A 23,028-nucleotide genomic window follows, 5' to 3' on the forward strand; every position below is an offset into this window, starting at 1 on the left:
AATATGGAAATCTTCGCATTCATCGCAGCGAACTGGGAAGCCGTCCTGGCCGTCCTGTTCGCAGTCCACGGCGTGGCCGTCGCTGTGACCGCCATGACCGACACCCCCGAGGACGATAAGGTCGTCGGCAAGGTGTACAAGTTCCTGGAAGCGCTGGCCGGTGTGTCGCGCAAGACCAAGCAGCTTCCGGGCGAGTCCAAGCTCTCCTAGATGGCGTTCATAGGACGCCTTCTGTCATTGCTCACCAGCCTCCTGGCCCTCTACCGCGAGTGGTCCATCAAGCGGACCTTCGCCAAGGAGGTCCAGGCAGTGCTGGATGAGGAATCTAGGGACGATCGAGAGGAGGCCAATGCGATCCATGAAGAAGTTCTTCGTCGCCTTGACCCTAATGATCCCCCTGAGTGGCTGCTTAAGTATCGCCGCGACTGACGAGTGCGCGATCTTTAGGCCGATCAGCTATTCCAGAAGTGACACCAGCGGCACCGTAAGGGAGATCGCCGCCCACAACGCAAAGTGGGAGCACTTCTGCACAACCGATCCAAGCGATAGTGGTTCTTTCTGAGCCACCGCTTACTACGCGGGTAGCTCCCGCGCCCGGAGGACTGCGGGCAATCCTCCGCTAACCCAAAACCCGCCCCTTTTCTACTGCCAATACCCTCTGTGTACGGAACATGCCGTCGCGCCTCTTTAGGCGGGCGCTCCGAGCTACCCAACAGAACACTACACGTAACCCTGGCCCGCCGAGGCGGACAACCTTGCGTGAGCGTGAGCGTTCAGCGGGAGCCACCAACTTCCGAAACACTCACAGAGGTTCAACGAATGGCGAACTTTATCGTATCCCGCCTTGGTGCTGACCAGGGCGATACTGGCACCTACGCCAAGGATACCAAGCTCTTTCTCAAGGTCTTCTCTGGTGAAGTCCTCACGTCCTTCGCGGAAACGAATGTCTTCCTGGACAAGCACTACGTCCGCACCATCACGCATGGCAAGTCCGCTCAGTTCCCCGTGATGGGTAAGACCTCGGCGGCTTACCACACGCCTGGCGTCGAACTGACTGGCGGCACCATCAAGCACACCGAACGGGTCATCACCATTGACGACCTGCTCGTGGCCCAGAAGTCCATCGCCAACATCGACGAGGCGATGAACCACTACGATGTCCGTGAGAAGTATTCTTACGAGATGGGCGCGGCGCTGGCCCGTCAGATGGATCAGCACATCGCCCAGGTTGCTGTGCGCACCGCCCGCGACACCGCAAACATCGCCGGTGCCGAGGGCCACGGTGACGGTCTGGTCATCCCGACTGACTACGCGGGCGCTCCGTCTTCCGCCGACTTTGCCACGAACGGCTCCCACCTTACCGAAGCCTTCTACGTCGCCGCTGAGAAGCTGGCCGAGAAGGACATCCCGGTCGAGGAATGCTTCATCTTCGTGCGCCCCGCTGAGTTCTACCGCCTTGTCCAGAACAAGGACCTGCTCAACAAGGACTGGGGTGGTCGCGGCTCCTACGCCGACGCCGACCTGCCGGTGATTGCCGGTATGCGTGTGGTGATGACCAACAACCTGCCGAAGACCAACATCACGACCGGCACCGCCGCTGGTCCGGATCAGGGCAACGGCCCGAAGTATGCCGGTGACTTCACCAAGACTTCGGCCCTTGTCATGCACCCGAGCGCCGTGGGCACCTTGAAGCTCATGGACCTCGCCATGGAGATGGAATACTCCGTGCGTCACCAGGCCACCTTCATGGTCGCCAAGTACGCCGTGGGCCACGATGGCCTGCGTCCGGAAGGTCTGGTCGAGATCGCCAACGACACGAAGGCGAACCTCGTGGCCAACCAGTCCATCACCGCCAGCGTCATTCTGGACTAATCGTTCCGCTAAGGGATTAGTTCAGCTTGAGGATCAACTAATAGGGAGGCTCCTTCGGGGGTCTCCCTATTTTTTCAGGGGAATGCCCTTGACGACTCTCACTACGAAACTCGACGCCATCAACCTGATGCTGTCGATCATCGGGGAAGCCCCGGTGAACTCGGTGGACGACACCGGCATCGTGGATGCTGCCCTCGCAAAGCAGGTGTTCGATGAGACAAACCGAGAAGTCCAGTCGCATGGCTGGCATTGGAACACCGATCGCGGTTACTCCCTGGCTGCCACCAACGATGGTGAGGTCCTGCTCCCCAGCAACACGCTCCGGGTCGATGCCGTGGACACCACCCTGGACGTGGTGCAGCGGGGGAACCGTCTCTGGGACCGCGTGAACCACACCTACGACATCGGCAGAGCCGTCCTGGTGGACATCGTGCGCCTGCTCGACTTCGAGGAAATCCCCGAGACCGCCCGCGCCTACATCGCCGTCCGCTCGGGCCGTAAGTTCCAGGACCGCGTGGTCGGCTCCGAGGTCCTCTCCGGCTTCAACAAGGCCGACGAACAGCGGGCCTGGGTTATCCTCCAGAACCACGAAGCGGCCAATGCCGACTACAATATGCGGGTCAGTGTGCCGGTGCGGAGCGTCCTCAGCCGCCGCGCTCACGGGGGCTTCTAACGATGGCTATCATCTCCGCCCCCATCCCGAACCTTATCAACGGCGTCTCCCAGCAGCCCTTTGCGCTCCGGCTGGCCTCCCAGGCGGAACTCCAGGAGAATTGCTATTCGTCCATTGTGGAGGGGCTGACGAAGCGTCCGCCTACGGAACACGTGGCAAAGCTGGCCGATGGAGATCACTCCAGCGCCTACGTCCACATGATTAACCGCGACTCCACCGAGCGGTACATTGCGATCCTGGGCGACCAGTCGATCCGCGTCTTCGACTTCGATGGGAATGAGAAGACGGTGAACACCCCGGACGGCGTTGCGTATCTGGGCGCTGCGTCCCCCGCCACGAGCTTCTCCGCAGTCACCATCGCGGACTATACGTTCATTGTGAACAAGACCAAGACGGTCGCCATGGACGCCTCCGTCCAAGCCACCCAGCAGGACCCTGCGGCCCTCGTATGGGTTCGCCAGGGCAACTATTCCACTGACTATAAGGTGGAGTTGTCCGGCCCCGCTGACGTAACAGCGGCCTACACCACCCCGGACAATGACGGCTCCTTGATCCAGACGGATCACATTGCGGAGCAGCTTTGCACGGCCATTGACGGGGTGAACGGTTACTCCTGCGAGCGCTTCGGCTCGTCCCTCCACATCTCCCGAGCGGACGGTGCGGACTTCAATCTGTCCACCGAGGATTCCTTCGCGGACCTCGCGCTTCAAAGCATCAAGGATGAGGTCCAGACCTTCGATGAACTCCCGCCCCGAGCCAAGCACGGCTTCCAGGTGGAGATCGTGGGGTCGCCGGTCAACGGCTTCGACAACTACTATGTCGAATACGATGACGGTAACGGTGCCCGGCAGGTCGGTGTGTGGATCGAAATCCCCAAGCCGGGACGTGACATCCGCTTCGACGCCGCCACGATGCCACATTCCCTGGTCCGCGAGTCTGACGGGACGTTCACCTTCAAGGCCAACGAATGGAATGACTGCGTGGCCGGTGACGAGGAGACGGCACCTGAGCCGAGCTTCGTCGGCTTCCGGATCAACGACATCTTCTTCTACCGCAACCGGCTAGGCTTCATCTCGGACGAGAATGTGGTCTTCTCGCGGTCGGGGGACTTCTTCCACTTCTGGCGGGAGACGGTCACGTCCATCCTGGACACCGATCCGATCGACGTTGCCGTGTCGCACGTGAAGGTGAGCATCCTCCGTCACGCGGTGCCGTTCAACGAGAGTCTGCTCCTGTTCTCCGATCAGACCCAGTTTGTCGTGGGTGCTAACGAGTACCTGACGCCCCGCACCGCAGCCATCAACCAGACCACGGAGTTCGAGACGAACCTTCGCTCGCGTCCCGTTGGGGCAGGGCGCTTCGTCTATTTCGTTGCACCTAAAGGGTCCTACTCGACCGTCCGGGAATACTACACGGATGGCGATACGAAGCAGAACGACGCGACCGACATCACGGCGCATGTGCCCAAGCTGATCCCCGGCGACGTATTCAAGCTGGCAGCTTCGGCCAACGAAAGCGTCATGATCGCGCTCACCGAAGACAAGGCCGATCGCATCTACGTCTATCAGTGGTACTTCGCTGACGGCGGTGAGAAGGTCCAGTCGGCCTGGCACGAGTGGACGTGGGCCGATGGGGAGAAAATCCTCAACGCGGACTTCGTCGTATCTACCCTCTGGATTGTCGTGCAGAGGTCTGACGGTCTCTACCTGGAGCGCATGGACATCGAGCCGGGTAAAACCGACGAGGACCTTGGGTTCCGGGTCCACCTGGATCGGCGCATAACGGATGCCGACTGTCAGATGGTGTACGATCCGATCACCGACCGGACGACGATCACCCTTCCGTATGCGGAGGAGAACGAACTCCAGATCGTTGGCCGTGGCACTGTCGAGGAGCTTCCCGGCGGGTTCATCAAGAGCCATGAGGTAGTCTCCCCGACCACGATCAAGACCATGGGGGACGTGACCGGCGGCGGGTTCTTTGTGGGCCGTAAGTACGTCAAGCGATACAAGTTCTCGCCCCTGGTTCTCCGCGAGGAGGCACCGGGCGGCGGCGTAATCGCCAACACGGACGGACGCCTCCAGCTTCGCCGCATGACCCTGAATTTCGCGGATAGCGGCTACTTCCGGGTCCAGGTGACGCCCTTCCGACGCTCCCCTTACGAGTACGTCTTCTCTGGCCGAGTGGTCGGCTCCGCCCGCAGCCCTCTGGGGCAGGGGGGTATTGAGACCGGCAAGTTCCGGTTCCCGATCATGGCCAACAACTTCAACGTCGATATTGAGATCGTGAACGATAGCCCGTTCCCCAGCCGCTTCCTCAACGCGGACTGGGAGGCGCAGTACATCGTCCGGTCTCAGAGGATGGGATAATGCCAACAGTCCGTTCGGCGGTCCTTGAGGACTGCCACAACCTCGCCCCAAACCTCCGCCCCGCTGATGCAGCGGAGTTGAGGGCCTTTGCGGGTTACGAGCCTCTTGAAGGTCTAGTGGAGAGTTTCAAGGTCTCCGCCCAGCGGTACGTCATTGAGCATGAGGGGGAGGTCCTGACGATCTTCGGGGCCTCCCCGTCTCCCCACGACCCGACCTGCGGTCTTGCGTGGATGATGGCCAGCACGTCTTTGGAGGACCACTCCATATGGTTCCTTCGGAACACCTATTGGATGGAGAAGCTGGTGGACGACCACTACGACTGGCTTTTCAACTTCATCGACATCCGGAACGAGGTCCACATGAAATGGCTTCGTTGGTGTGGGTGGGAGTTCGGAGCCGTCCACGAAAACTTCGGCGTCGAAGGACGCCCCTTTCAGGAAATCTACAAGTTCCACAATGTGTAGCCCAACGCTCGCCATTACTGGTGCCAGTATGTTCTCCGCCGCCTCCTCATGGAGCGAGCAGGCGGAGTATGCCGCCGAAGCGGAGACCTACCGCCAGGCACAGGCGTACCTAGCTGACCGGCACCGCCGACGCATCGAGGAGTACAACAACGAGGTCTATGCGCAGGACATTCAGTATGCGAATGATATTCTCGCGTACCAGAGAGACGAGTTCCAGCGCCAGGCCGAGTGGTTCGATGAGTCCGTAGGTCTCATAAAGAAGGACTACGTGAACCAGCTAGGGACTCTGCTCCTCCGCGCTACCGAGGAAGCGATTGCAGCGCAACTCTACGGCGAGGAGGCCATCCGCCAGGGCCGCTCCGAGGCCGCTACTGCACAGGTGGCCGCAGCCGAGCGCGGGATCGCTGGGATCACCGCCCGTATGTTGGTGAACGATACGGATCGTCAGGTAGGCGAAGCCCTCACCAGCATCGACCGAAACCGCCAGGCTATCAGCCGCCAGTTGTCCCTCGAAGCTCTGGGCCTGAAAGCCCGCGCGGACTCCGCCATCAACCAGCTTCCCTTGCAGACCTTCCAGCCGATCGCGCCGCCGACGAGGGCGGCTCCGACCTCGCCGGTCATGCCAACCGCTCCGGTGCCCCAGCCCAGCCGGGGTCAGTTGATCGGTGATGTCCTCGGCGCAGGTATCAGTGGATACCGGAGCCTCACCAAGAACAGCACCCCGTCAACCGGCGGGTGGAATAGGAGCTAAACCGAATGCCGATCCAGAAGCAGGGCTTCCGCCCTGTCGCTTCTCCAGTATCTACCGTGGCAAAGCCCCGCGTCTTCCAGCGGAACCCCGGCCCGGTGGCCCCTGCCCGCCCGGACATGCCGGAGGCTCCGACGCTCCCGGCACCGCCCACGCCCCTTGAGCATCGAAAAACGTACCAGCTTGCGGAGAGTCTCCTTGAGCTCAACCCGAAGCTCCAGGGGTTCGTGGACGACTACTACCAGCGCCGTCAGCGGGAAGTTGGCAAGGACCTCTACAACAAGTTCGCCACGATGGACGCCGCGCAGGCCGAGGCATTCTACAAGGAGCAGCGGGAGACTATAGGCGATCGCTACATCGCCGCGCTGGACCGCCAGTACGGCCTCCGGAAGGCTTATCGGGAGTACAACGCGCTCGCGGCGGACCTCAAGGCGGGGAACATCGACCTGGAGACGACGAGCCTCCAGGACCTCATCAACCAACAGATGCAGGCATCGCTGAGTTCTTCGCCCTCTGAGTGGTTTGCTGACGGATATAGGTCCGTCATGGCCGAGATCGTCCCGCAGATGCAGGTGGCGGAGCAAGAGTACCGTGCCCAGCGCCTCCGTAACGAGGCCGATCAGAACTTCTTCCAGATTGGCGTTGACCTGATCGAGCAGGGAGTTGAGTTCGGCTCCGATCCGGCTTCCGTGAACGAGGCGGTCCGGGCCATGTATGGGGAGTTCGGACCCGGCACCGACCTCAACATGAGCAACCGGCGGATGGACGAGTTGGTCCTGGACATGGCGGCTTGGGCCGCAGACCAGGGGCACGATGGGGTCGTGGACGCGCTCCTCAACTCCCCACGCACAGGGAAGAACGGTGAATCCGTTCCAGCCCTTTCCAAGGTGCGCAGCCACGCCGACCGTGTGGATACCATCCTCAAGACCGCCGAGGCCCGCCGCAACGAGCGTATGGCCGAGGAGAACTTTGGCTTCATCGTTGACCTCTACCGAAACGCGGCGGAGGGTCTGGACGTGGAGGGGGTCATCGAGGCCAACCAGGGCCTTGTTGAAGACCTCCTTTCGCCCAAGCAGGTCGCGGGTCTTATTGGAACCGCGCAGGCCAAGCGGGAGGCAATCGCCAAAGCAGCCGCAGAGGCCGCCGCGGAGCAACACGCCCGCAACAGCCTGACCCTGGAAGTGACAGCCCTGACCTCTCAGGTCCTTGCTGATCCCTCCTCGATCCATTCTGTCGGGGCCGTTGAAGTGCCGCTCCCCAACGGGAAGACGGCCTCCCTCACGAAGAACGAGACCGTCGAGATGGTCCTGGATGGTGTCCGCCGGAGCCTCGGGATCACCGAGGGGTTCAGCCCCACCGAGAACCCGGAGGTCGCTGCGCGATATACGCAGTTCCTCCAGCAGTCAGGGTATGTCGATCAGCGTTTGAAATCCGTCATGCGCGTGGCCCCGAACACCTTCGGCATGAAGAACCTGGCAGAGGGCAATGTCCCGTCCGTCCTGGCCGACGCCGTATCTTGGTACGAGATGATGGACGCCAACGGTGCCCGCGCCTTGGCCTCCCAGTATCTCGACGAGAAGACGCAGCGCTTCTACGACACGGTGATGCTCAATGAGCAGACGGTGGCCGTTGGGGACCGGACCCAGGCCATCGCCCTGGCAGCCCAGGCCCGCATGAACAGCGCAACCCTGACCGACACCCAGCTCGACAACCCGTCCCGCTCCGAGATGAATGACTACGTGAACAGTCTCAAGTCGAAGATGACGGGGTGGTTCTGGGACGAGGAGCCGAAGAACAGCGTCTATCTGGAGCGTCTCGTGCAGAAGACGGCTCGCGGCTACCTGCTCGAAGGCTGGGACAAGGAGATGGCTTACGAGCGGGCCGTGGATGTCGTGGCCGATACTCACCAGGTGGTGAACGGCGTGGCCATCAATAAAACCAACGTCCGTGTGCCGAGCAATATCGAGGACCTGTCCGCATTCGCCGCCAGGCGTTTCGTGGATAGTGGCCTCGGTGACGCCTTCGGGGTCGAAGACCCGGACGACCTCGTACTGATCCCCCGGCACCAGGGGCAGCAGACTGCCTGGGTCTTGGTCAACAAGGAGACCCTCATGCCCGTGCCCACCGTTTCGCGGCCTCTCGGGGCTGTGGTGGAGGGCGGCGAGGAAGTGCCCCTCTTGGCCGGGTCGTTCACACAGAAGCAGCTTGATTACCTGGAAAGCGCTCGTAAGCAGCAGGCCATCGAGAACGTCGAGGAAACTCGCGTGTTCGACCTCACCGATATGGGGGCTGCCCGCGAGCAGGTCCGGGGACTTCCCATAGAGGCCCTGGAGAACCTCAGAAAGTCCGCATTGTATCAGGGCGAGATCAAGGACATCGTTGACCAAGAGATTGCCCGCAGAGGAGGATAATGCCTGATCGTTACCTTAGCGGGGCCGTAATTCGGCCTCGCATTTCCAAGAGCCGCGAGCCTTTGCCTGAGTTCACCGTGGAGGCCCCGGAGGCAAATCCGGAGGATCAGTTCCTCCCGGCCCGCCAGTTCACCGACGAAATGCGGTACGAGGCCGAGAAGGCCCGGCAGGCCGAGGTCGAGGACGTTGGTACCCTCCAGATCGTAAAGGACGCCATCGACTCCGAATGGCTTGGGGCCTGGGCGCTCCGCTCAATGAACATGCCGGAGTTTGATCCGGACCCGGAGTTCTCTTACGACGCCCTTGACGAAAAACAGCGTGAGGAAATCTTCGGCGGTCTCAGTCCCGAGGAGGTCGAAATGTTCTCCGATCGCCTGTCCGAGGCCACCAGCTTCGCCCACGCGCAGGCCATCCGAGGGCAACTCGAAGACATCCGGACAGTGCAGCAGCGCCTCCAGGATCAGGGCCTCACAGGCACAGCGGCCCGCGTCACTGCCGCCATTCTCGATCCGGTCGCCATTGGGGCTACCGTGGCCACCGAAGGCGTGGCGGCTCCAGCCATCTGGGGGACGCGCCTCTCGCGCCTCCAGCGGGCCATCCGCACGGGCGCTCTAGCAGGCACGATCAACGCAGGTGTTGAGGGGGCAATCGCTCAGTTCGATCCGTACCGAGACCTCAACGATGTCGTCATAGCCGGAGCGACCGGCCTTGTACTCGGCGGTGCCGTGGGCGGGACTCTCGGCAAGTCCGCCGCTCAGGTCGAGATGGACCGCGCCCTGGCCGAGAACGCTCACCGCCTCATTGACGACATCACGATCGAGGAGGGGATCGAACAGGGCCTCACAGGAGCCACTCCTAAGCAGGTGGTCACGACCGTCACCGACGAGGGCGAGATCGTCACTCAGGAGACCGCCGGCGAAACCGGCAAGTCCTTCGGCGGTAACGTGTCCGCCGCCTTCAACCCGTATGTGGAGGACTTCACGTCCAAGCAGGTGCAGGACAAGTTTGCCCTGGCCGAGGAGTACCGCCCCGTGGCGGGCGACGTGACGGCCCAGTGGGATATGTATTCCCAGATGGCCCGCTCGAAGCACCCGATGGTTGCGTTCGCTGCGGACCTCCTCACGCCGAACCCCTCGGGAATCCGGACCACCGGCAGGCCCCAAGCGGCCACCGCGTGGGAGTCCAGCGTCAACATCTTCAACACTGAGATGACCCGCGTGAACCGCTCCTTCAACCAAGCCTTCAAAGGATGGGCGAAGGAGAACGGGGTCAACTGGGTGCAGCAGATAAAGCAGCGCGACGACTTCGCCAAGGCCGTGGGCCGCACCGTCCGCGATCCGAACTTCTCCACCGACAAGTACGTGAAGCAGGCCGCTGACGCTATCCGTGAGACTAACCGCAATCTCCTGGAGATGGCCAAGAAGGCAGGCGTCCGGGGCTTCGATGAGGTCCCCGAGAACTCCTCCTACCTCATGCGTGTCCACTCGCTGGAGCGCTGGTCCAGCCTCCGGGAGCGGTTCGGTGACGCCACAATCGACCTGCTCCTGACCCGCGCGATCATGCGGGGGTCCGCTGACCTGGACGAGGAAGCGGCCAGCGCAATCGCCGCTGCCTACCGCCGCACAGTGGATCGGGCAGGGTGGGGCGTGGACCAGGGGTCCTCAACCATGTTCTCGAACGATCAGCGCGAGTGGCTCCGTGAACTCCTCACGAAGGAGCTTAAGGAAGCCGGGCAGTCGATCAGCGACGAGCAGATCGAAGATATGCTCTACATCACGCAGCGGGACAACATGGGGAAGTCCTCCCGCGCCAAGCGCCGTCTTGGTTTGGATGAGACCTACTCAATGCGTGTCCGTGATCCGCAGACCGGCCAGCAGGAGACCCTGAGCGTCCAGGACCTCTTTGAGGACCATGCCGAGGTCATCATGCAGTCCTACGTCCGTCAGATGTCCGGGATCATCGGCATGGCCCGGCAGGGCTTCAAGGGCCAGAACGACTTCGACAACTGGGTGAACGACATCCGGAAATCGGCGTCAAAGGTCCCCGGCTACTCGAAGCAGAAGATGGAGGAGGAGCTGGCCGTCCTGGAGACCCTCAAGAAGGGCGTCCTCGGGCAGCCGCTCGCTGACCTCAACCGCTTCGCTTCCATGCGCAGGGCCGGGAGGATGCTCCGGGACTACAACTTCGCCCGTGTGATGGGCAAGGTAGGCTTCGCGCAGATTGCCGAGATCGGGAACGTACTCGGTCAGTTCGGTATGCGGGCCACGCTCCGGCACGTCCCGGCACTCCGCAAGGTCTTCAAGAGGATCGAGACGGGCGAGTTGGACGACCAGCTTGCACGTGAGTTGGAGGCCATGGTTGCCCCCGGCACCGATCGAATCTTGCAGAACCCGTTGGGCCGTTTCGACGACATGGACATCCCGGAGTTGCGTACCGCCAACAAGGTGGACAAGGGCCTCCATCTCGCTACTCGGACGGTGGCCGACATCTCCTTCATGCACCCCATCAATATCGCCCTGGAGCGTATGGGTGCCCGCGCCGCCGTACAGCGCTTCGCTGACATGGCGACCGGGAAGGGCCGTAAACTCTCCAAGAAGCGGCTCCTGTCCCTCGGACTCAACGACGAGACTGCCGAGCGGGTATTCGCACAGATGAGGAAGCATGTGGGGTACACGGAAGGTCCCCTCACCGGGAAGCGGGTGAAGACCCTCAACCTGGATGAATGGGATGACCCGGTGGCCCGCGATGCCTTCGTGTTCGGTATCCAGCGCTGGATGAGGCGGGCGATCCAGAAGAACGACATAGGCGACCTCGCCCAGTTCATGACTACGGATGTCGGCAAGATCATCTTCCAGTTCCGCAGCTTCATGATGGTGTCGTGGGCCAAGCAGACCATCCACGGTGTGCGTATGGCCGACTTCGAGACCTATGCGTCCTTCCTCGGCTCCCTCGTGTTCGGCGGGATTGGCTACGCTTTGATGGCCGCCGCAAGCGCTGCGGGCCGGGATGATGCCCAGGATTACCTCCGCGAGCGTCTCAACCCCACGGCCCTGGGGTCGGCGGCATTCTACCGAGCCGGATGGGCTTCTATCCTGCCTGTCGGGATTGATACGGGGGCGGAGCTTTACGGGAGCGATCCCATCTTCGCCCACGCCAGGACGACCGGCATGTCCGCTGGGGCGTTCTTCGGCAACCCGAGTGTCGATCTGCTCAATCAGGCCCTCAAGGCAACGCGGGGCGCAACAGCGTCGGCCCTCAATCCGGACTACCAGTTCTCGGAGAAGGACTACAACGCCCTCACGCGGGCGCTGATCCTCCAGAACGCCAACGGCGTCCAGAACGGTCTCCAGATGCTCGGGGATGCCTTGGACCTCCCTGAGTCCTCCAAGTAGCTCCGACCGAAAACTTCAAGACAGCCACAAGGCCCTGGGGGTGATCCCTGGGGCCTTTCTCTTTTTGGGAACCTAAATGGCACAGACGTTTATCGAATACACAGGCGATGGGTCTAACACTGACTTCCCCATCCCATTCGACTACCTCTCCTCCGACTTCGTGAAGGTCTCTCTGGATGATGAGGCCACCACGGCCTTCTCGTTCCTGGACTCCGGCACGGTTCGGATGGACACCGCCCCTGCCAACGGCGTGACCGTTAAGGTGCAGCGCGAGACGCCGCGCGATACTCGCCTCGTGGACTTCAAGGATGGCTCGATCCTCCGGGAGACGGACCTCGACAAGTCCGCCATCCAGATCATCCACGTGGTGCAGGAGGCATACGACAACCTGGGGGCTGAGGCGCGTGACGCCATCGCCTCCGACAAGGCCGAGACCGAGGAGTACCGCGACGAGGCTCACGCCTGGGCTACGACCGTTGCGGACACTCTGGTCAATGATGGCGACAACCCGGCGGGATACTCTGCCTACCACTGGGCCGAGAAGGCCAAGGACTGGGCAGGCGCGGACGAAGGCACTTCGGTCAACGATGGCGTGAATCCCGCAGGACACTCGGCGCGTCACTACGTGGCGAAGGCCCGTCTCTGGTCCATGGCTGGCGAGGACGCCGCCGTCAATGATGGTGAGAACCCCGCCGGTTATTCCGCCTATCACTGGATGAAGAAGGCCGAAGCCGAGAAGGATGCTGCCCAGGGCTTCTCCAACGACGCCAGTGGGTATGCTGACGCCGCAGCCCAAAGCGCCGCTGACGCCGCCGCGTCCGCTTCGTCCGTCGATCCGAGTGATTACCTCCAGACCGGCCAGAACCTCGCAGACCTGGACAACACCGCCGCCGCCCTGTCGAACCTCGGCCTGAGTACCGTGATGAAGCTCGACGTGAACAACGCCATGACCGCCGCGCAGGTCTGGAGCGTGACCCTCCGGGCGAACGCTCCGGATGGAACGGCACCGGCCCTCTACGGCCTCAATGAGTATGGCCACTATGCAGTCTATGGCCAGGCTGATGGCAACCACGCCATCTACGGCAGGGCGATGCAGTCGAGCCATGGTGGGGTGGCGGGCGTCAACCATGACGCCTCGGCTACCGGCTTCCTCGGCTATGGCAGCTACGCGCTCTATGGCTCCGGCAACGGGTATGTGACGGGCGCTTTCACGGCTGCCGGGGATATCACGGCGTACTCCGATCGACGCCTCAAGAAGGACGTGGAGACCATCCCGTACCCGCTTGAGAAGCTGCGGCAGTTGGAGGGCGTGACCTTCCGGCGCACGGATAACGGCAAGCGCGGCACCGGCCTGATCGCTCAGGACGTTGCGGCGGTCGCTCCCGAGGCAGTCCTGGAGAACGAGGACGGCTTCCTGTCGGTCGCCTACGGGAACCTCGTCGGCCTCCTGGTCGAGGCCGTCAAGGCCCTGGAGAACCGCGTGGCAGCATTGGAGGGTCGCTAATGGCCCTCCAGTCTTCCGGCCCGATCTCCCTCAGCCAGATCGCGGGGGAGTTCGGCGGGGCCGCTCCTCACAGCCTCTCTGAGTATTACGGGGCGGCTCCTGGCGTCCCCGGCTCGGGGGTCATCAAGTTCTCGGACTTCTATGGAAAGTCGGCTGGGTTCCAGGCGGCTATCTCGTCCGGATTCGGCTCATGGCCCATTAACGACGCGAAGTCCGGCACCCAGATAGGGACGCAATATACCTCGGGGTACTCAGACCGGGCGACTCTCTCCCTGCGTAGCCCGGCCAGCGCCATCGGAAGCGCGAGTCCGAAGACGCCCATTCTCGGCGTCGGGGCCTCCCTCTCCGGCTTGTACATAACCAGGATGATCTACACCAACGGGACCCCCAATGAGTACCTGCTCGAATTGGTCCTCAACAACGCCGTGCCGACCCCTTCCTGGAGCACCCTGACCATTCCCGGTCTCGGCACATTCTCAGCGGGCTCCGCCGCCGTGGCCGGAGGGGGCAGCATTAACGGCACCAATGGCCGCTACTGGCGGTGGAATATCAGTTCCGGATTTACGTCCTTCCCCTCAACCACAATCACGATTGCAGCATGACGAAACTCAACTGGAAGCCCAACCCCTTCGCTCCCGGCGGCGATACGCAGTACCAGATGGCCCGGACGCCCCGGTTCAACATCTGGCGCATGTTCGATGTCGCTGCCGGTCAGGAGCACCACCTGGCGTCTTCCGGACTCCCTGAGTTCCCCAACAAGCCCGGCTATACTCCGCATCCGGAGATTCTCCTGGTCACTCGCGGGGCCTGGCGGTTCTCCTGTCCTGACCTCCCGAATGGCGGGCATGTGTTCACGCAGGGCGACGGGGCCTTCAAGGTCCGTGGTAAGCGGGGCTACGTCATCACAACCGAAGACCCCCGTGGGAATGGCTACGTTTGCATCCAACCCCGCGAGCCTGAATGGTTCGACCGGGAGATCGTGATGATCGGGGCAGGCGAAGTCCTGACGCTTCCCGCCCGTGGCGCTGATACCTTCCTCTATCTCGGGAAAGGCGAGGCGCTCCTGGACGGCGGGGAGATCGACCCCAATGACCTGATCGCGCTTCCGGATGACGAGGACGTGGAGATCGAAGCCCTCTCCAAGACCCTCGGGGTCACTTTCTGGAAGCGTGACGAGTTCCCCACGACCCTTGAGGAGCTATCGGTGTGAACCAGAAGCTCCTCTACCTGACCGCCCTCCAGATCGTCTCCACGGCGGTCGCGGTGGGCGGACTGGTGTTGGCCTTCTCTCCCGCCGGTCTCGCGGTCTCCCTCGCCCTGTTCGTCCTGTTCGGGGGTGTAGGGATGTCCGTCACCTACCACCGTCGCCTGGCCCACCGGGCGTTCAGGACCTCCCCTTTCTGGGAGTGGGTAGGGACCGGCGCGGGCTTCCTCGGGTCCCATATGAGTCCCGTGGAGTGGGCAGCCCAGCACTTCAACCACCACCGATACGTGGACCAGCCAGGCGATCCGCACTCTCCAGCCCTTCTTGGCTGGCGGGCAGCGCTCTACGCCTTCCACGGCGCAGATGCTCCGGTGCCCCGTATGTTCCTGGGACGGCTTCTCCGCCAGCGGCCTGTGGAGTTCTTCCACCGGCATGGTCCCTCAGTAGCACTACTCCACCTGGCGTTATGCGCTGTCTTCGGGCTTCCTGGGATCATCTACGGGTTCGCCCTTCCGATCGCGTTGACCCACTTCGGATTGATCCTCAGCGTCTTCAACCACGGCCTGGACGGTCCTGCGACACGTGGCTGGCTGAATGCCATCCTGACTATGGGCGAGCACAACCACGCCGCCCATCACCGGAACGCCACGGATGTCTCCCAGGACGGCCCGGCCACCTGGATAATCAACCGCATCCGCACTGACACATGAACGAAAACCGCACCCCCACCCATAGCGACATCTACCTGATGCTCGGACGGGTCGAGGGGAAGATCGACGGGTTCCTGGCCCAGTCAGCCCGTCAGGAAAAGCAAATCGAGGACCTCGAAGACCGGACAGACCGGCTTGAGCGATCCCAGACCTGGGTAGTCGGCGCAGCCGCCGGTATCGGGTTCGTGTCCTCCATACTCACCTTCTTGTTCACTGGAGGCTTCATTGTCTTCTAAAGCATCCGAGGAGGCCCTTGAGCGTCTCCACACCGCCGTAGCGGAGGAGCTTACCCGACGCATTCAGTCTGGTGAGGCCAAGCCCGCCGACATCTCGGCAGCCGTCAAGTTCCTCAAGGACAACGGCATCGAGGCCGATATCGGGTCCAGTAATGCGGACTCCGCCACGCAGAAGCTGGCAGACATCCTTCCCTTCCCGCAGTCCATAACGGGCGAGCAGTCCTAGAAGCCTCTCAGGAGTCCGCTGGTGGGCGTTTGGGTCTCCGAAGGCAATCACACCGGACATCCCCCAGACCCCACTCAGCGGGCCTCCCTGGCCCTTCTGTACCCATAAGGGAGCAATGATCTTAGACCAACTCCGGGATTTCAGGAACTTCCTCTACCTCGTATGGAAGCACCTGTGTCTCCCCGACCCAACGCCAGTCCAGTACGACATTGCCGCATACCTCCAGCACGGCCCCGACCGAAAAATCATCGAAGCGTTCCGGGGCGTCGGCAAGTCGTGGATCACCGCCGCCTACGTGGTCTGGCGGCTCTACCTGGACCCCCATGTGAACATCCTGGTCGTATCGGCCTCCAAGGAACGCTCTGACCAGTTCTCCACCTTCGCCAAGCGGCTGATCGCTGAGATGCCGGTCCTGGCCCATCTCCGGCCCCGGCCAGGTTGCCGAGACTCCAACATCATGTTCGACGTTGGCCCGGCCCGCGCCTCGCACTCCCCGTCCGTGAAATCGGTCGGCATCTTCGGGCAGCTTACCGGCTCCCGTGCCGACGAGATCGTTGCGGATGACGTGGAGGTCCCCAAGAACTCCGAGACCCAGGTTATGCGAGACAAGCTGGCCGAGCGTGTGAAGGAGTTCGACGCCATCATCAAACCGGACATCGGTAAGGTGACGTATCTGGGTACTCCCCAGTGCGAGCAGTCCCTCTACAACGTCCTCCCCCAGCGTGGTTACGAAATCCGCGTGTGGCCCGCTCAGTATCCCGACGAGAAGGTCCGACTGGCCTACGGGGATCGCTTGGCCCCCATGGTAGCCGAGGCGCTCGACCTGGGGACCGCCCAGGCCGGTATGCCGGTGGACCCCAAGCGCTTCGATGAGGAGGACCTGGAGAAACGTAAGCTGTCCTATGGACGCTCCGGCTACTCCCTCCAGTTCATGCTGGACACCAGCCTGTCGGACGCCGACCGCTACCCGCTCCGCCTGAGAGACCTCATCGTCCGCTCGGTTGACATCGACCTGGCCCCCACCCGCGTCGTGTGGGCCGGTGATCCCGACCTGGTGATTGACGACCTCCCCAACGTGGGCCTGGCGGGCGACCGCTTCCACCGCCCCATGGCCATCTCGCGGTCCCCAGAAGGATACCCGGAACTGGCCCCGTACACCGGCTCGGTCATGGCGATCGACCCCTCGGGGCGTGGTAAGGACGAGACGACCTACGCCGTGACCAAGATGCTCAACGGGTCCCTGTACGTCCCTGACGTGATGGGCTTCCGTGGCGGTTACGAGGAGGATGTCCTGGTCGAGTTGGCCCAGGCTGCCAAGCGGAACAAGGTCAACTCCATCGTGATCGAGGAGAACTGGGGAGACGGCATGTTCACCCAGTTGTTCAAGCCGGTCCTCCAGCGCATCTACCCGTGCCGGATCGAGGACGGCGTGAAGCACTCGGTCCAGAAGGAGAAGCGCATCTGCGACACCCTGGAGCCGGTCATGAACGCCCACCGCCTCATCGTGGACCCGGAGGTCATCCGGAAGGACTACCAGTCCATCCAGGAGTACCCAGGGGAACGTGCCCACCACTATAGCCTGTTCCACCAGATGACCCGGATCACCCGCGATAAGGGTGCCCTGGGGCAGGACGACCGCCTCGACGCCCTCGCCATGGCTGTCGCCTTCTGGACCGACAAGATGGCCCAGGACGCCGCCAAGAGGCAGCAGGAGCACCGTGAGGCCCTCCTCGCCCAGGAACTCCAGAAGTTCATTCAGGCAGCCGGTGGGAAAGGCCCCAGGAACCCCTCATGGGTCCGTGTGTGATAATTAGGTTCCCCTATAGGGAGGGTGGAAAGGGTTCCCTGTAAGATATACATAGGGATACCTACAGACACCTAAAGACACCTAAAGACACCTGATTGATGTACGAAGAACCCTCCCCAAAGGTCTCGGTAAGAGTCCCGAGGGGAGGGGGTCCTCCCCCACCGCCATGGATATTCTCAACTCCCTCTGGGACATCTTCACGCACACCATTGGTCTCCTGGTCGTCCTGACCCTCATGGGCCTCCCGATAAAGCTGTTCGACCTCTGGATCGACTACGTGGACCGCAAGCAGCGCCGCGAGAACCGTGAGGACCCCCACATGCTCCGGACCCGGTGATTTTGCCGCAAAAATTTGAGCGGGTATCATCGGATAGGCTGGCTGGAGTTTCCCCCATAGGGGGGTCCGCTGGCCCCTAGGGGATCGTGCAGGGGGCTTTGCGTCACCATCTACCGTCACCATTCAGGCTAACCCATTGATTTCATTGGGTCCGGGTGAGATCGTGGATCACTCCGGTACCTATCGGGGCCAATAGGTGCCCGGCGAGTGTCCTGCGGGCCGGTCGTTTCGGGCGTCCGCGAGGCATATATGGTTTTGCTGACAGGACCACAGCCCTAGGGGACACTTACAGACCCTCTAGGACTCGCAAGGTTGCCCGCTGATAAGCGTTTAGACCCTGCCCGGTACATCACCACTGGCCAGCCTAAGGGGCACTCTAGGACTCTTTATGAGCCTCCTAGGGCCACGGGGCATGACCACCACCACCACCACCACCACCGCAGGGGCCAGCCCTTGGGGGACACGCTCCGGACACGAATTGAACCGATAAGGGGACATAACCCGCCCCTCTGACAATCCGTCTAGTGACGCTTTTCGTCACCATATCCGTCTAACCTGTTGTTTTCATTGGTCTAAAAAAATTTCAAAAAGGGTGTTGACTGTTCCGACAAGGGAACATATCTTTCTCAACGTCAACGGGGCGCACCGCTCCGATGACCACGGCGGAACCGCAACCGCCACGGGATAAACCAAAGCGCGGCGCGTGGCTGGCAGGAACCAGTGCGGAGTGACCGAACCAGTATCCAGAGCGGAAGCAGAAGACCTTGGGTGCGTAGGCGGGAGCGAGGGTGAGCCTCTAGGGGAAACGCTAGGGGCACGTGTCGCGGCCTAATGCCGGTCGCCTGATGATGCCCCAAGGCAGGGGCGAAACACGATCCACTTAAGGGGACAGAGATCATGAGTGATTTGCGGGTCTATGTGGCTGATTTGGCTGCATATAACGAGGGCCGGTTATTAGGACGCTGGTTTGATCTGGCGGACTATGCCGGGGATGCCGAGGGCCTTAACGATGACATTGACGCCATGTTGGCGGAGAACGGGCGCGGCGATGAATGGGCCATTCATGATTACGATGGGGCTTTCCCCTTGGAAATCCGCAGCAGCGAAAACCCGTCACTTGATGGTCTGGCGGAATATGCCGAGGCGGTGGCCGAAGTTGAGCGGGACATGGGCATGAGCGATGCAACCCGGCTGGTGGCCGCGTACCTAGACGAGATCGGAGGCGACATCTGCAATGTGGCCCAGAACATCGCGGAGAACTACCGGGGCACTTATGACAGCCTTGCGGAGTTCGCGGAGGAACTGACCGAGGATACGTCCGAAATCCCGGACCATCTCCAATACTACATTGACTGGGACAAGATGGGCCGGGACATGGAAATCGGCGGCGACATTACGTCCGTCAATATCGGCGGCGAGTTGCACATCTTTTGGAACCATTGATCCGCTAAGGGAGTAGTCACAATGGGACATTATGAACGCATGTGGACATTTGAGACCGAGCGCTTCCTAGTCGCTTGGGACATAACGCCTTGCGATTATCTGGACCTGTCATGGGACGATACCGGGGAAGTCCGGGAGGGTCTGGAAAGCGGCCATTACGTGGCCTTTGACAGTCGCGTTGCGGTGTATCTGGACGGTCAGATGATCGGCGCGGACTACTTGGGCCAGTCGATCTATGCGGACCCGGCGGACTTCCGGGACGTTGGCGGCTACTTCGGCGATATGGTCCGCGAGGCGGTGCGGGAGGCGCGGGAGGCGCTGCGGAGCCTTAAGGACATCCACGTCCGGGAGGCCGCGTGATGAAATTCGTCTATTACGAAATCCGGCCATGCGTTGAGGTCGATGGGGAAACGCGCAGCTTCCTAGGGAACACGTCCTATAACCCCGAAATCGGGGACATGGTGTACACCCATGAGGGGGCGTATGAAGAAGCCGCCGCTGTGGCGGAGGAGCGCGGGACCGGTGTGTTCTGGACGCTCTATGGCCGGGATACAGATGGGCAGGCCACGGCCATTGGCGACTTCGCGGATTTCGACGCGGCGCTCAACGTCCTAAACGCGATCATCGCTCCAATAGCGGAAGCGCGTGACGATCTGGTCAGCCTTGCCGGTCTGACCGAGCCGGACACCGCCGACCTCTACGCCTTAGCAGGCGACCTTGACGACATCATCAACCAATCGACCACCAAAGAACGCCTTTAATGGGAGGCATACGGATGATTAATCCAGAACCAACCACCTTTGACCTGATCGAAGCCGCCGCCTGCATTTGGGAAACGTACCTAGAGACGTTGCGGGAGGAACATGAGCGCGGCGGCGGGCCTTACACCGATTTTGTTGAGGCGCACGGCTATGCCACCACACGGGCGGCGGTCATTGATCCAGCCTTGGCCACTGCCTGTCACAAGGCCTTTGCGGAGGCGATGAACGCCGGGCGCTATGACGGCCCCTTCGATTGGGACTGGTGCCCCGAGTTTTTCGCCAAGTGCGTCCTTATGGATGCCGACACGATCCGTCTGCGCGATGACTGGCAGGTCCGGGCGGCAGCAATCACCACCCTCTAAGGAAATCACCATGCAAACCGAATATGAGACCGGCGGGAGGGTCCTAACGCTTCCGCAGGAGGCGGTGGACGCCGCTGGGGACTATGATCTGGAGGCGTTCATTAAGGGCTACCTTGACGCCCTCTTTTTCACCAACACGGGCGAGGAAGACGACGCCCTTCCGGCAGGGGCCACGGTGGACGACTTCGCGCCAGAAACGGCGGCACTGATCCGCACTGACTGCACACGCTTTGTTGCCGACCATGGGAACCTGTTGGTCATGGCGGAGCGGTGGGCCGAGGCCAAGGGCTTCACCTATACCGCCGAGCAGGCCGGGATTGACCTTTGGTTCACGCGCAACGGTCACGGTGTGGGCTACTGGGACCGCGGCCTTGGCCCCCTAGGGGACGTTTTGGCGGACCTTTGCGGGTACGGCACTGAATACCCGCCCCTCGATCCATACGTGGGCGATGACGGCAACGTCTATTTGTTCTAACTGACCCTCTAAGGGAGTAATTGCAATGCAGGTGTTTAGCCTGAACAACATTGGCTGGATCATCTCCGGCTGCGATGACAACGGCGGGGCGACCGCTGACCGCTACACGGTGGCATTCTTTGACGGGGACTGTCTGGGTATGAGCGATGCCCCGACGCATCCCCTAGGGGTCTCTATGTGGTGCGGCGGGGGCGTCGATCCGGCCGCTGAGACGGCCTGTAATTTCGATGACCTGCCCGACCATATCCAAGCGCACACCGTGGCCCGCCTCAACCAAGGACTGGCCGACTGGGCCGAAGGTTCCGGCCTGACGCCAGAGGAATGTGCCCGCGAGATCATCCACGAGATGACCGGCGAGTGGCCTGACCTCGCTGAATGCCGCCCTTAGTGCGTCCTGACTGATCCGAGAAAGGAACAATCCCATGACCATAAAACTCACCCTACGCACCATCGGCGGGGAAGCCACCGTGGACGCTTACGAGCATGGTGATTTCTTTGCGATCCACCGAAGCCTCTTGGCCAAGTCGTGGTGGACCCTGACCCATATCCCAACGGGTATGCGGTGCGGGCCTGACCGGCGGACCAAGCGGGAATGCCGGGAGATCGGGGACATGCTCACCGCCTCCGGTGTCGATTGGTCCCATGAGGAATACGAGAAGCTGACCGGGCAGGACGCCTTTTTGGAAGCCGCCCGGAAGATCAGCAACTGGCCGACACGGGGGCGGGCATGAGAAAGGACCGCTTCCGCCGCCTAAAGAATTGCGACACCCCCCTCTCGCTCAATGGAGGCTCACGACCGTGGGAATGTTTGACACCGTAACCGCCCGCTGCCCGGAGTGCGGTGGGAAAATCGAATGGCAGTCCAAGGCCGGGGAGTGCTGCTTGGTCTCCTATGACGCCCGCGCCGTCCCGGCGTCCATCGCGGAGGACCTAGATGGCGCCTACTCCAGATGCCCGGAGTGCGGCGAGGACGTTGAGTTGAGGCAGGTCACGGCCCCCGCTCGGGTCCCTATGTACGCGGTGACGCTGGGCGGGACCGTTGACCCGAACGCCGGGGAGGATTGGATTTGAAGCGCCTAATCCTCGACGCCTTGGGCGGGGTCATCTTCGCAGGCTCCGCCTTCACCCTTGTAATCATCTTCATGCTGACTATCGGAGGAGTAGCGTGATGGAAACATTGCTGATGACAGCCGCCTGCATGGCGCTCGCGGTGAGTGCGATGGTCGTGGGCGTTGCAACCATGAGTGTTCTCACCACAATCGCGGAGAACTGTGCGGCGTTCTGTCGCAAAACCTATAGGAGGCTGGCCGGAAAGCGCCCCGCTAAAGCCCCATAACGCAGGACCACCCCGTCTCTGGCGGGTCTCGAAACACCCTTATGTCTCGCCGGGAGTTGCCCAGCGGCGGTGTCGATCCGAAAATATCGGAAACGGCGAGTCGCCTCCCGGTTCCCCCCGAAACCTATGTAAAATAGAGGGTATTTACGTGAAGTTACTGCGTTTTTGGTATGTCCGCATTGCTCCTTCGTGGGAACTGTATGTAGAGTTCACACGCGGGGACGGTAATGGTCACAGGAAGTTCTTTGAGACCGCCCGTGACGCAGGCGAGCTGCACATCTGGATCGGCCAGATGAAGCTCGAAATTTGCAAGTCAGTGCAGAGAGATAGAGGAAAAAATGGCATCTCAAACCCCTCAGCGAGCCAGCAAGCGAACGATTGGCCGCTTGATAAATACGATTGAGGCGTTCCGCGTATTGGAACCCGACATTCAGGCCCAGACCATCATGACATTCCTCATGGCGGCCCGGAAAGAAGGCGTCGGCATGAGAGAGATGCAGGATCACCTAGGCGTTGCCCGCTCCACCATGAGCCGCAACGTGGGCATCCTGTCATCCACCGGATACCGGAAGGGCGTTCCCGGCTTCGGCCTGATCGAAGCGCGGGAGGACCCCGAGGATCGCAAGGCCAAGCAGGTTTACCTGACGCCGAAGGGGCGTCGGTTCCTGGAGAACCTCTTGTCACAAGGAGCAGATTGA

At 61.8% G+C, this 23,028-nt stretch carries 25 protein-coding genes; all 25 read left to right on the top strand.

Going from position 1 to position 23,028, the window contains the following annotated elements; genetic code table 11:
- Positions 1-3 precede the first annotated feature (3 nt).
- Positions 4-210 carry a hypothetical protein gene (locus tag HG718_RS00510; RefSeq protein WP_160586585.1) on the top strand — a complete coding sequence of 69 codons (207 nt, stop codon included), beginning with the start codon at positions 4-6 and terminating at the stop codon, positions 208-210.
- 27 nt (positions 211-237) lie between these two features.
- Positions 238-429 carry a hypothetical protein gene (locus HG718_RS00515; RefSeq protein WP_160586586.1) on the top strand — a complete coding sequence of 64 codons (192 nt, stop codon included), beginning with the start codon at positions 238-240 and terminating at the stop codon, positions 427-429.
- 390 nt (positions 430-819) lie between these two features.
- Positions 820-1,872 (top strand): phage capsid protein, encoded by a 1,053-nt coding sequence (locus HG718_RS00520; protein ID WP_160586587.1) that lies wholly within the window; start codon positions 820-822, stop codon positions 1,870-1,872.
- An 88-nt stretch (positions 1,873-1,960) separates the two neighbouring features.
- The gene (locus HG718_RS00525) at positions 1,961-2,545 is read left to right on the top strand and encodes a phage tail protein (protein ID WP_160586588.1); all 585 of its coding nucleotides are present in this window, start codon (positions 1,961-1,963) and stop codon (positions 2,543-2,545) included.
- Positions 2,546-2,547: 2 nt separating this feature from the next.
- The gene (locus tag HG718_RS00530; protein WP_160586589.1) at positions 2,548-4,914 is read left to right on the top strand and encodes a phage nozzle protein; all 2,367 of its coding nucleotides are present in this window, start codon (positions 2,548-2,550) and stop codon (positions 4,912-4,914) included.
- Entirely contained in the window at positions 4,914-5,378 is a 465-nt protein-coding gene (locus HG718_RS00535; protein WP_160586590.1) for a hypothetical protein, read from the top strand. The genes HG718_RS00530 and HG718_RS00535 overlap by 1 nt, the downstream gene beginning before the upstream one ends.
- A gap of 28 nt (positions 5,379-5,406) precedes the next feature.
- Positions 5,407-6,129, top strand: coding sequence for a virion core protein, T7 gp14 family (locus tag HG718_RS00540; RefSeq protein WP_160586591.1), 723 nt, complete (start codon positions 5,407-5,409; stop codon positions 6,127-6,129).
- A 5-nt stretch (positions 6,130-6,134) separates the two neighbouring features.
- Entirely contained in the window at positions 6,135-8,537 is a 2,403-nt protein-coding gene (locus tag HG718_RS00545; RefSeq protein WP_170080174.1) for a hypothetical protein, read from the top strand.
- Between the two features lie 62 nt (positions 8,538-8,599).
- Entirely contained in the window at positions 8,600-11,929 is a 3,330-nt protein-coding gene (locus HG718_RS00550) for a hypothetical protein (protein ID WP_160586593.1), read from the top strand.
- Between the two features lie 76 nt (positions 11,930-12,005).
- On the top strand, positions 12,006-13,433 hold the full coding sequence (locus HG718_RS00555; RefSeq protein WP_160586594.1) for a phage tail fiber domain-containing protein: 1,428 nt from the start codon (positions 12,006-12,008) through the stop codon (positions 13,431-13,433).
- Positions 13,433-14,035 (top strand): hypothetical protein, encoded by a 603-nt coding sequence (locus HG718_RS00560; protein WP_160586595.1) that lies wholly within the window; start codon positions 13,433-13,435, stop codon positions 14,033-14,035. The genes HG718_RS00555 and HG718_RS00560 overlap by 1 nt, the downstream gene beginning before the upstream one ends.
- Entirely contained in the window at positions 14,032-14,643 is a 612-nt protein-coding gene (locus tag HG718_RS00565) for a pirin family protein (RefSeq protein ID WP_160586596.1), read from the top strand. The genes HG718_RS00560 and HG718_RS00565 overlap by 4 nt, the downstream gene beginning before the upstream one ends.
- Positions 14,640-15,347, top strand: coding sequence for a fatty acid desaturase (locus HG718_RS00570; protein WP_160586597.1), 708 nt, complete (start codon positions 14,640-14,642; stop codon positions 15,345-15,347). The genes HG718_RS00565 and HG718_RS00570 overlap by 4 nt, the downstream gene beginning before the upstream one ends.
- The gene (locus HG718_RS00575; RefSeq protein WP_160586598.1) at positions 15,344-15,583 is read left to right on the top strand and encodes a hypothetical protein; all 240 of its coding nucleotides are present in this window, start codon (positions 15,344-15,346) and stop codon (positions 15,581-15,583) included. Before HG718_RS00570 ends, HG718_RS00575 begins: the two co-directional genes overlap by 4 nt.
- Positions 15,573-15,809: a hypothetical protein gene (locus HG718_RS00580; protein WP_160586599.1), complete on the top strand. Its 237-nt coding sequence runs from the start codon at positions 15,573-15,575 to the stop codon at positions 15,807-15,809. The genes HG718_RS00575 and HG718_RS00580 overlap by 11 nt, the downstream gene beginning before the upstream one ends.
- A gap of 115 nt (positions 15,810-15,924) precedes the next feature.
- The gene (terL, locus tag HG718_RS00585; RefSeq protein WP_160586600.1) at positions 15,925-17,616 is read left to right on the top strand and encodes a phage terminase large subunit; all 1,692 of its coding nucleotides are present in this window, start codon (positions 15,925-15,927) and stop codon (positions 17,614-17,616) included.
- Positions 17,617-17,782: 166 nt separating this feature from the next.
- Positions 17,783-17,953: a hypothetical protein gene (locus tag HG718_RS00590; RefSeq protein ID WP_160586601.1), complete on the top strand. Its 171-nt coding sequence runs from the start codon at positions 17,783-17,785 to the stop codon at positions 17,951-17,953.
- 897 nt (positions 17,954-18,850) lie between these two features.
- A complete protein-coding gene (locus HG718_RS00595) occupies positions 18,851-19,396 on the top strand; it encodes an antirestriction protein ArdA (RefSeq protein ID WP_160586602.1) in 546 nt (181 codons plus the stop codon).
- 21 nt (positions 19,397-19,417) lie between these two features.
- Positions 19,418-19,756, top strand: a complete 339-nt coding sequence (locus tag HG718_RS00600) for a hypothetical protein (protein WP_160586603.1) — start codon at positions 19,418-19,420, stop codon at positions 19,754-19,756.
- Positions 19,756-20,157 carry a hypothetical protein gene (locus HG718_RS00605; RefSeq protein ID WP_160586604.1) on the top strand — a complete coding sequence of 134 codons (402 nt, stop codon included), beginning with the start codon at positions 19,756-19,758 and terminating at the stop codon, positions 20,155-20,157. The genes HG718_RS00600 and HG718_RS00605 overlap by 1 nt, the downstream gene beginning before the upstream one ends.
- A 14-nt stretch (positions 20,158-20,171) precedes the next feature.
- Positions 20,172-20,519: a hypothetical protein gene (locus tag HG718_RS00610; protein WP_160586605.1), complete on the top strand. Its 348-nt coding sequence runs from the start codon at positions 20,172-20,174 to the stop codon at positions 20,517-20,519.
- Positions 20,520-20,529: 10 nt separating this feature from the next.
- Positions 20,530-20,994: a hypothetical protein gene (locus HG718_RS00615; protein WP_244617575.1), complete on the top strand. Its 465-nt coding sequence runs from the start codon at positions 20,530-20,532 to the stop codon at positions 20,992-20,994.
- Between the two features lie 25 nt (positions 20,995-21,019).
- Positions 21,020-21,382, top strand: a complete 363-nt coding sequence (locus HG718_RS00620) for a hypothetical protein (protein ID WP_160586606.1) — start codon at positions 21,020-21,022, stop codon at positions 21,380-21,382.
- A 34-nt stretch (positions 21,383-21,416) separates the two neighbouring features.
- Entirely contained in the window at positions 21,417-21,725 is a 309-nt protein-coding gene (locus tag HG718_RS00625; protein WP_160586607.1) for a hypothetical protein, read from the top strand.
- Between the two features lie 943 nt (positions 21,726-22,668).
- The gene (locus tag HG718_RS00630) at positions 22,669-23,028 is read left to right on the top strand and encodes a MarR family winged helix-turn-helix transcriptional regulator (protein ID WP_160586608.1); all 360 of its coding nucleotides are present in this window, start codon (positions 22,669-22,671) and stop codon (positions 23,026-23,028) included.

It is taken from the genome of Pyruvatibacter mobilis, from assembly GCF_012848855.1.
Classification (GTDB): Bacteria; Pseudomonadota; Alphaproteobacteria; order CGMCC-115125; family CGMCC-115125; genus Pyruvatibacter; species Pyruvatibacter mobilis.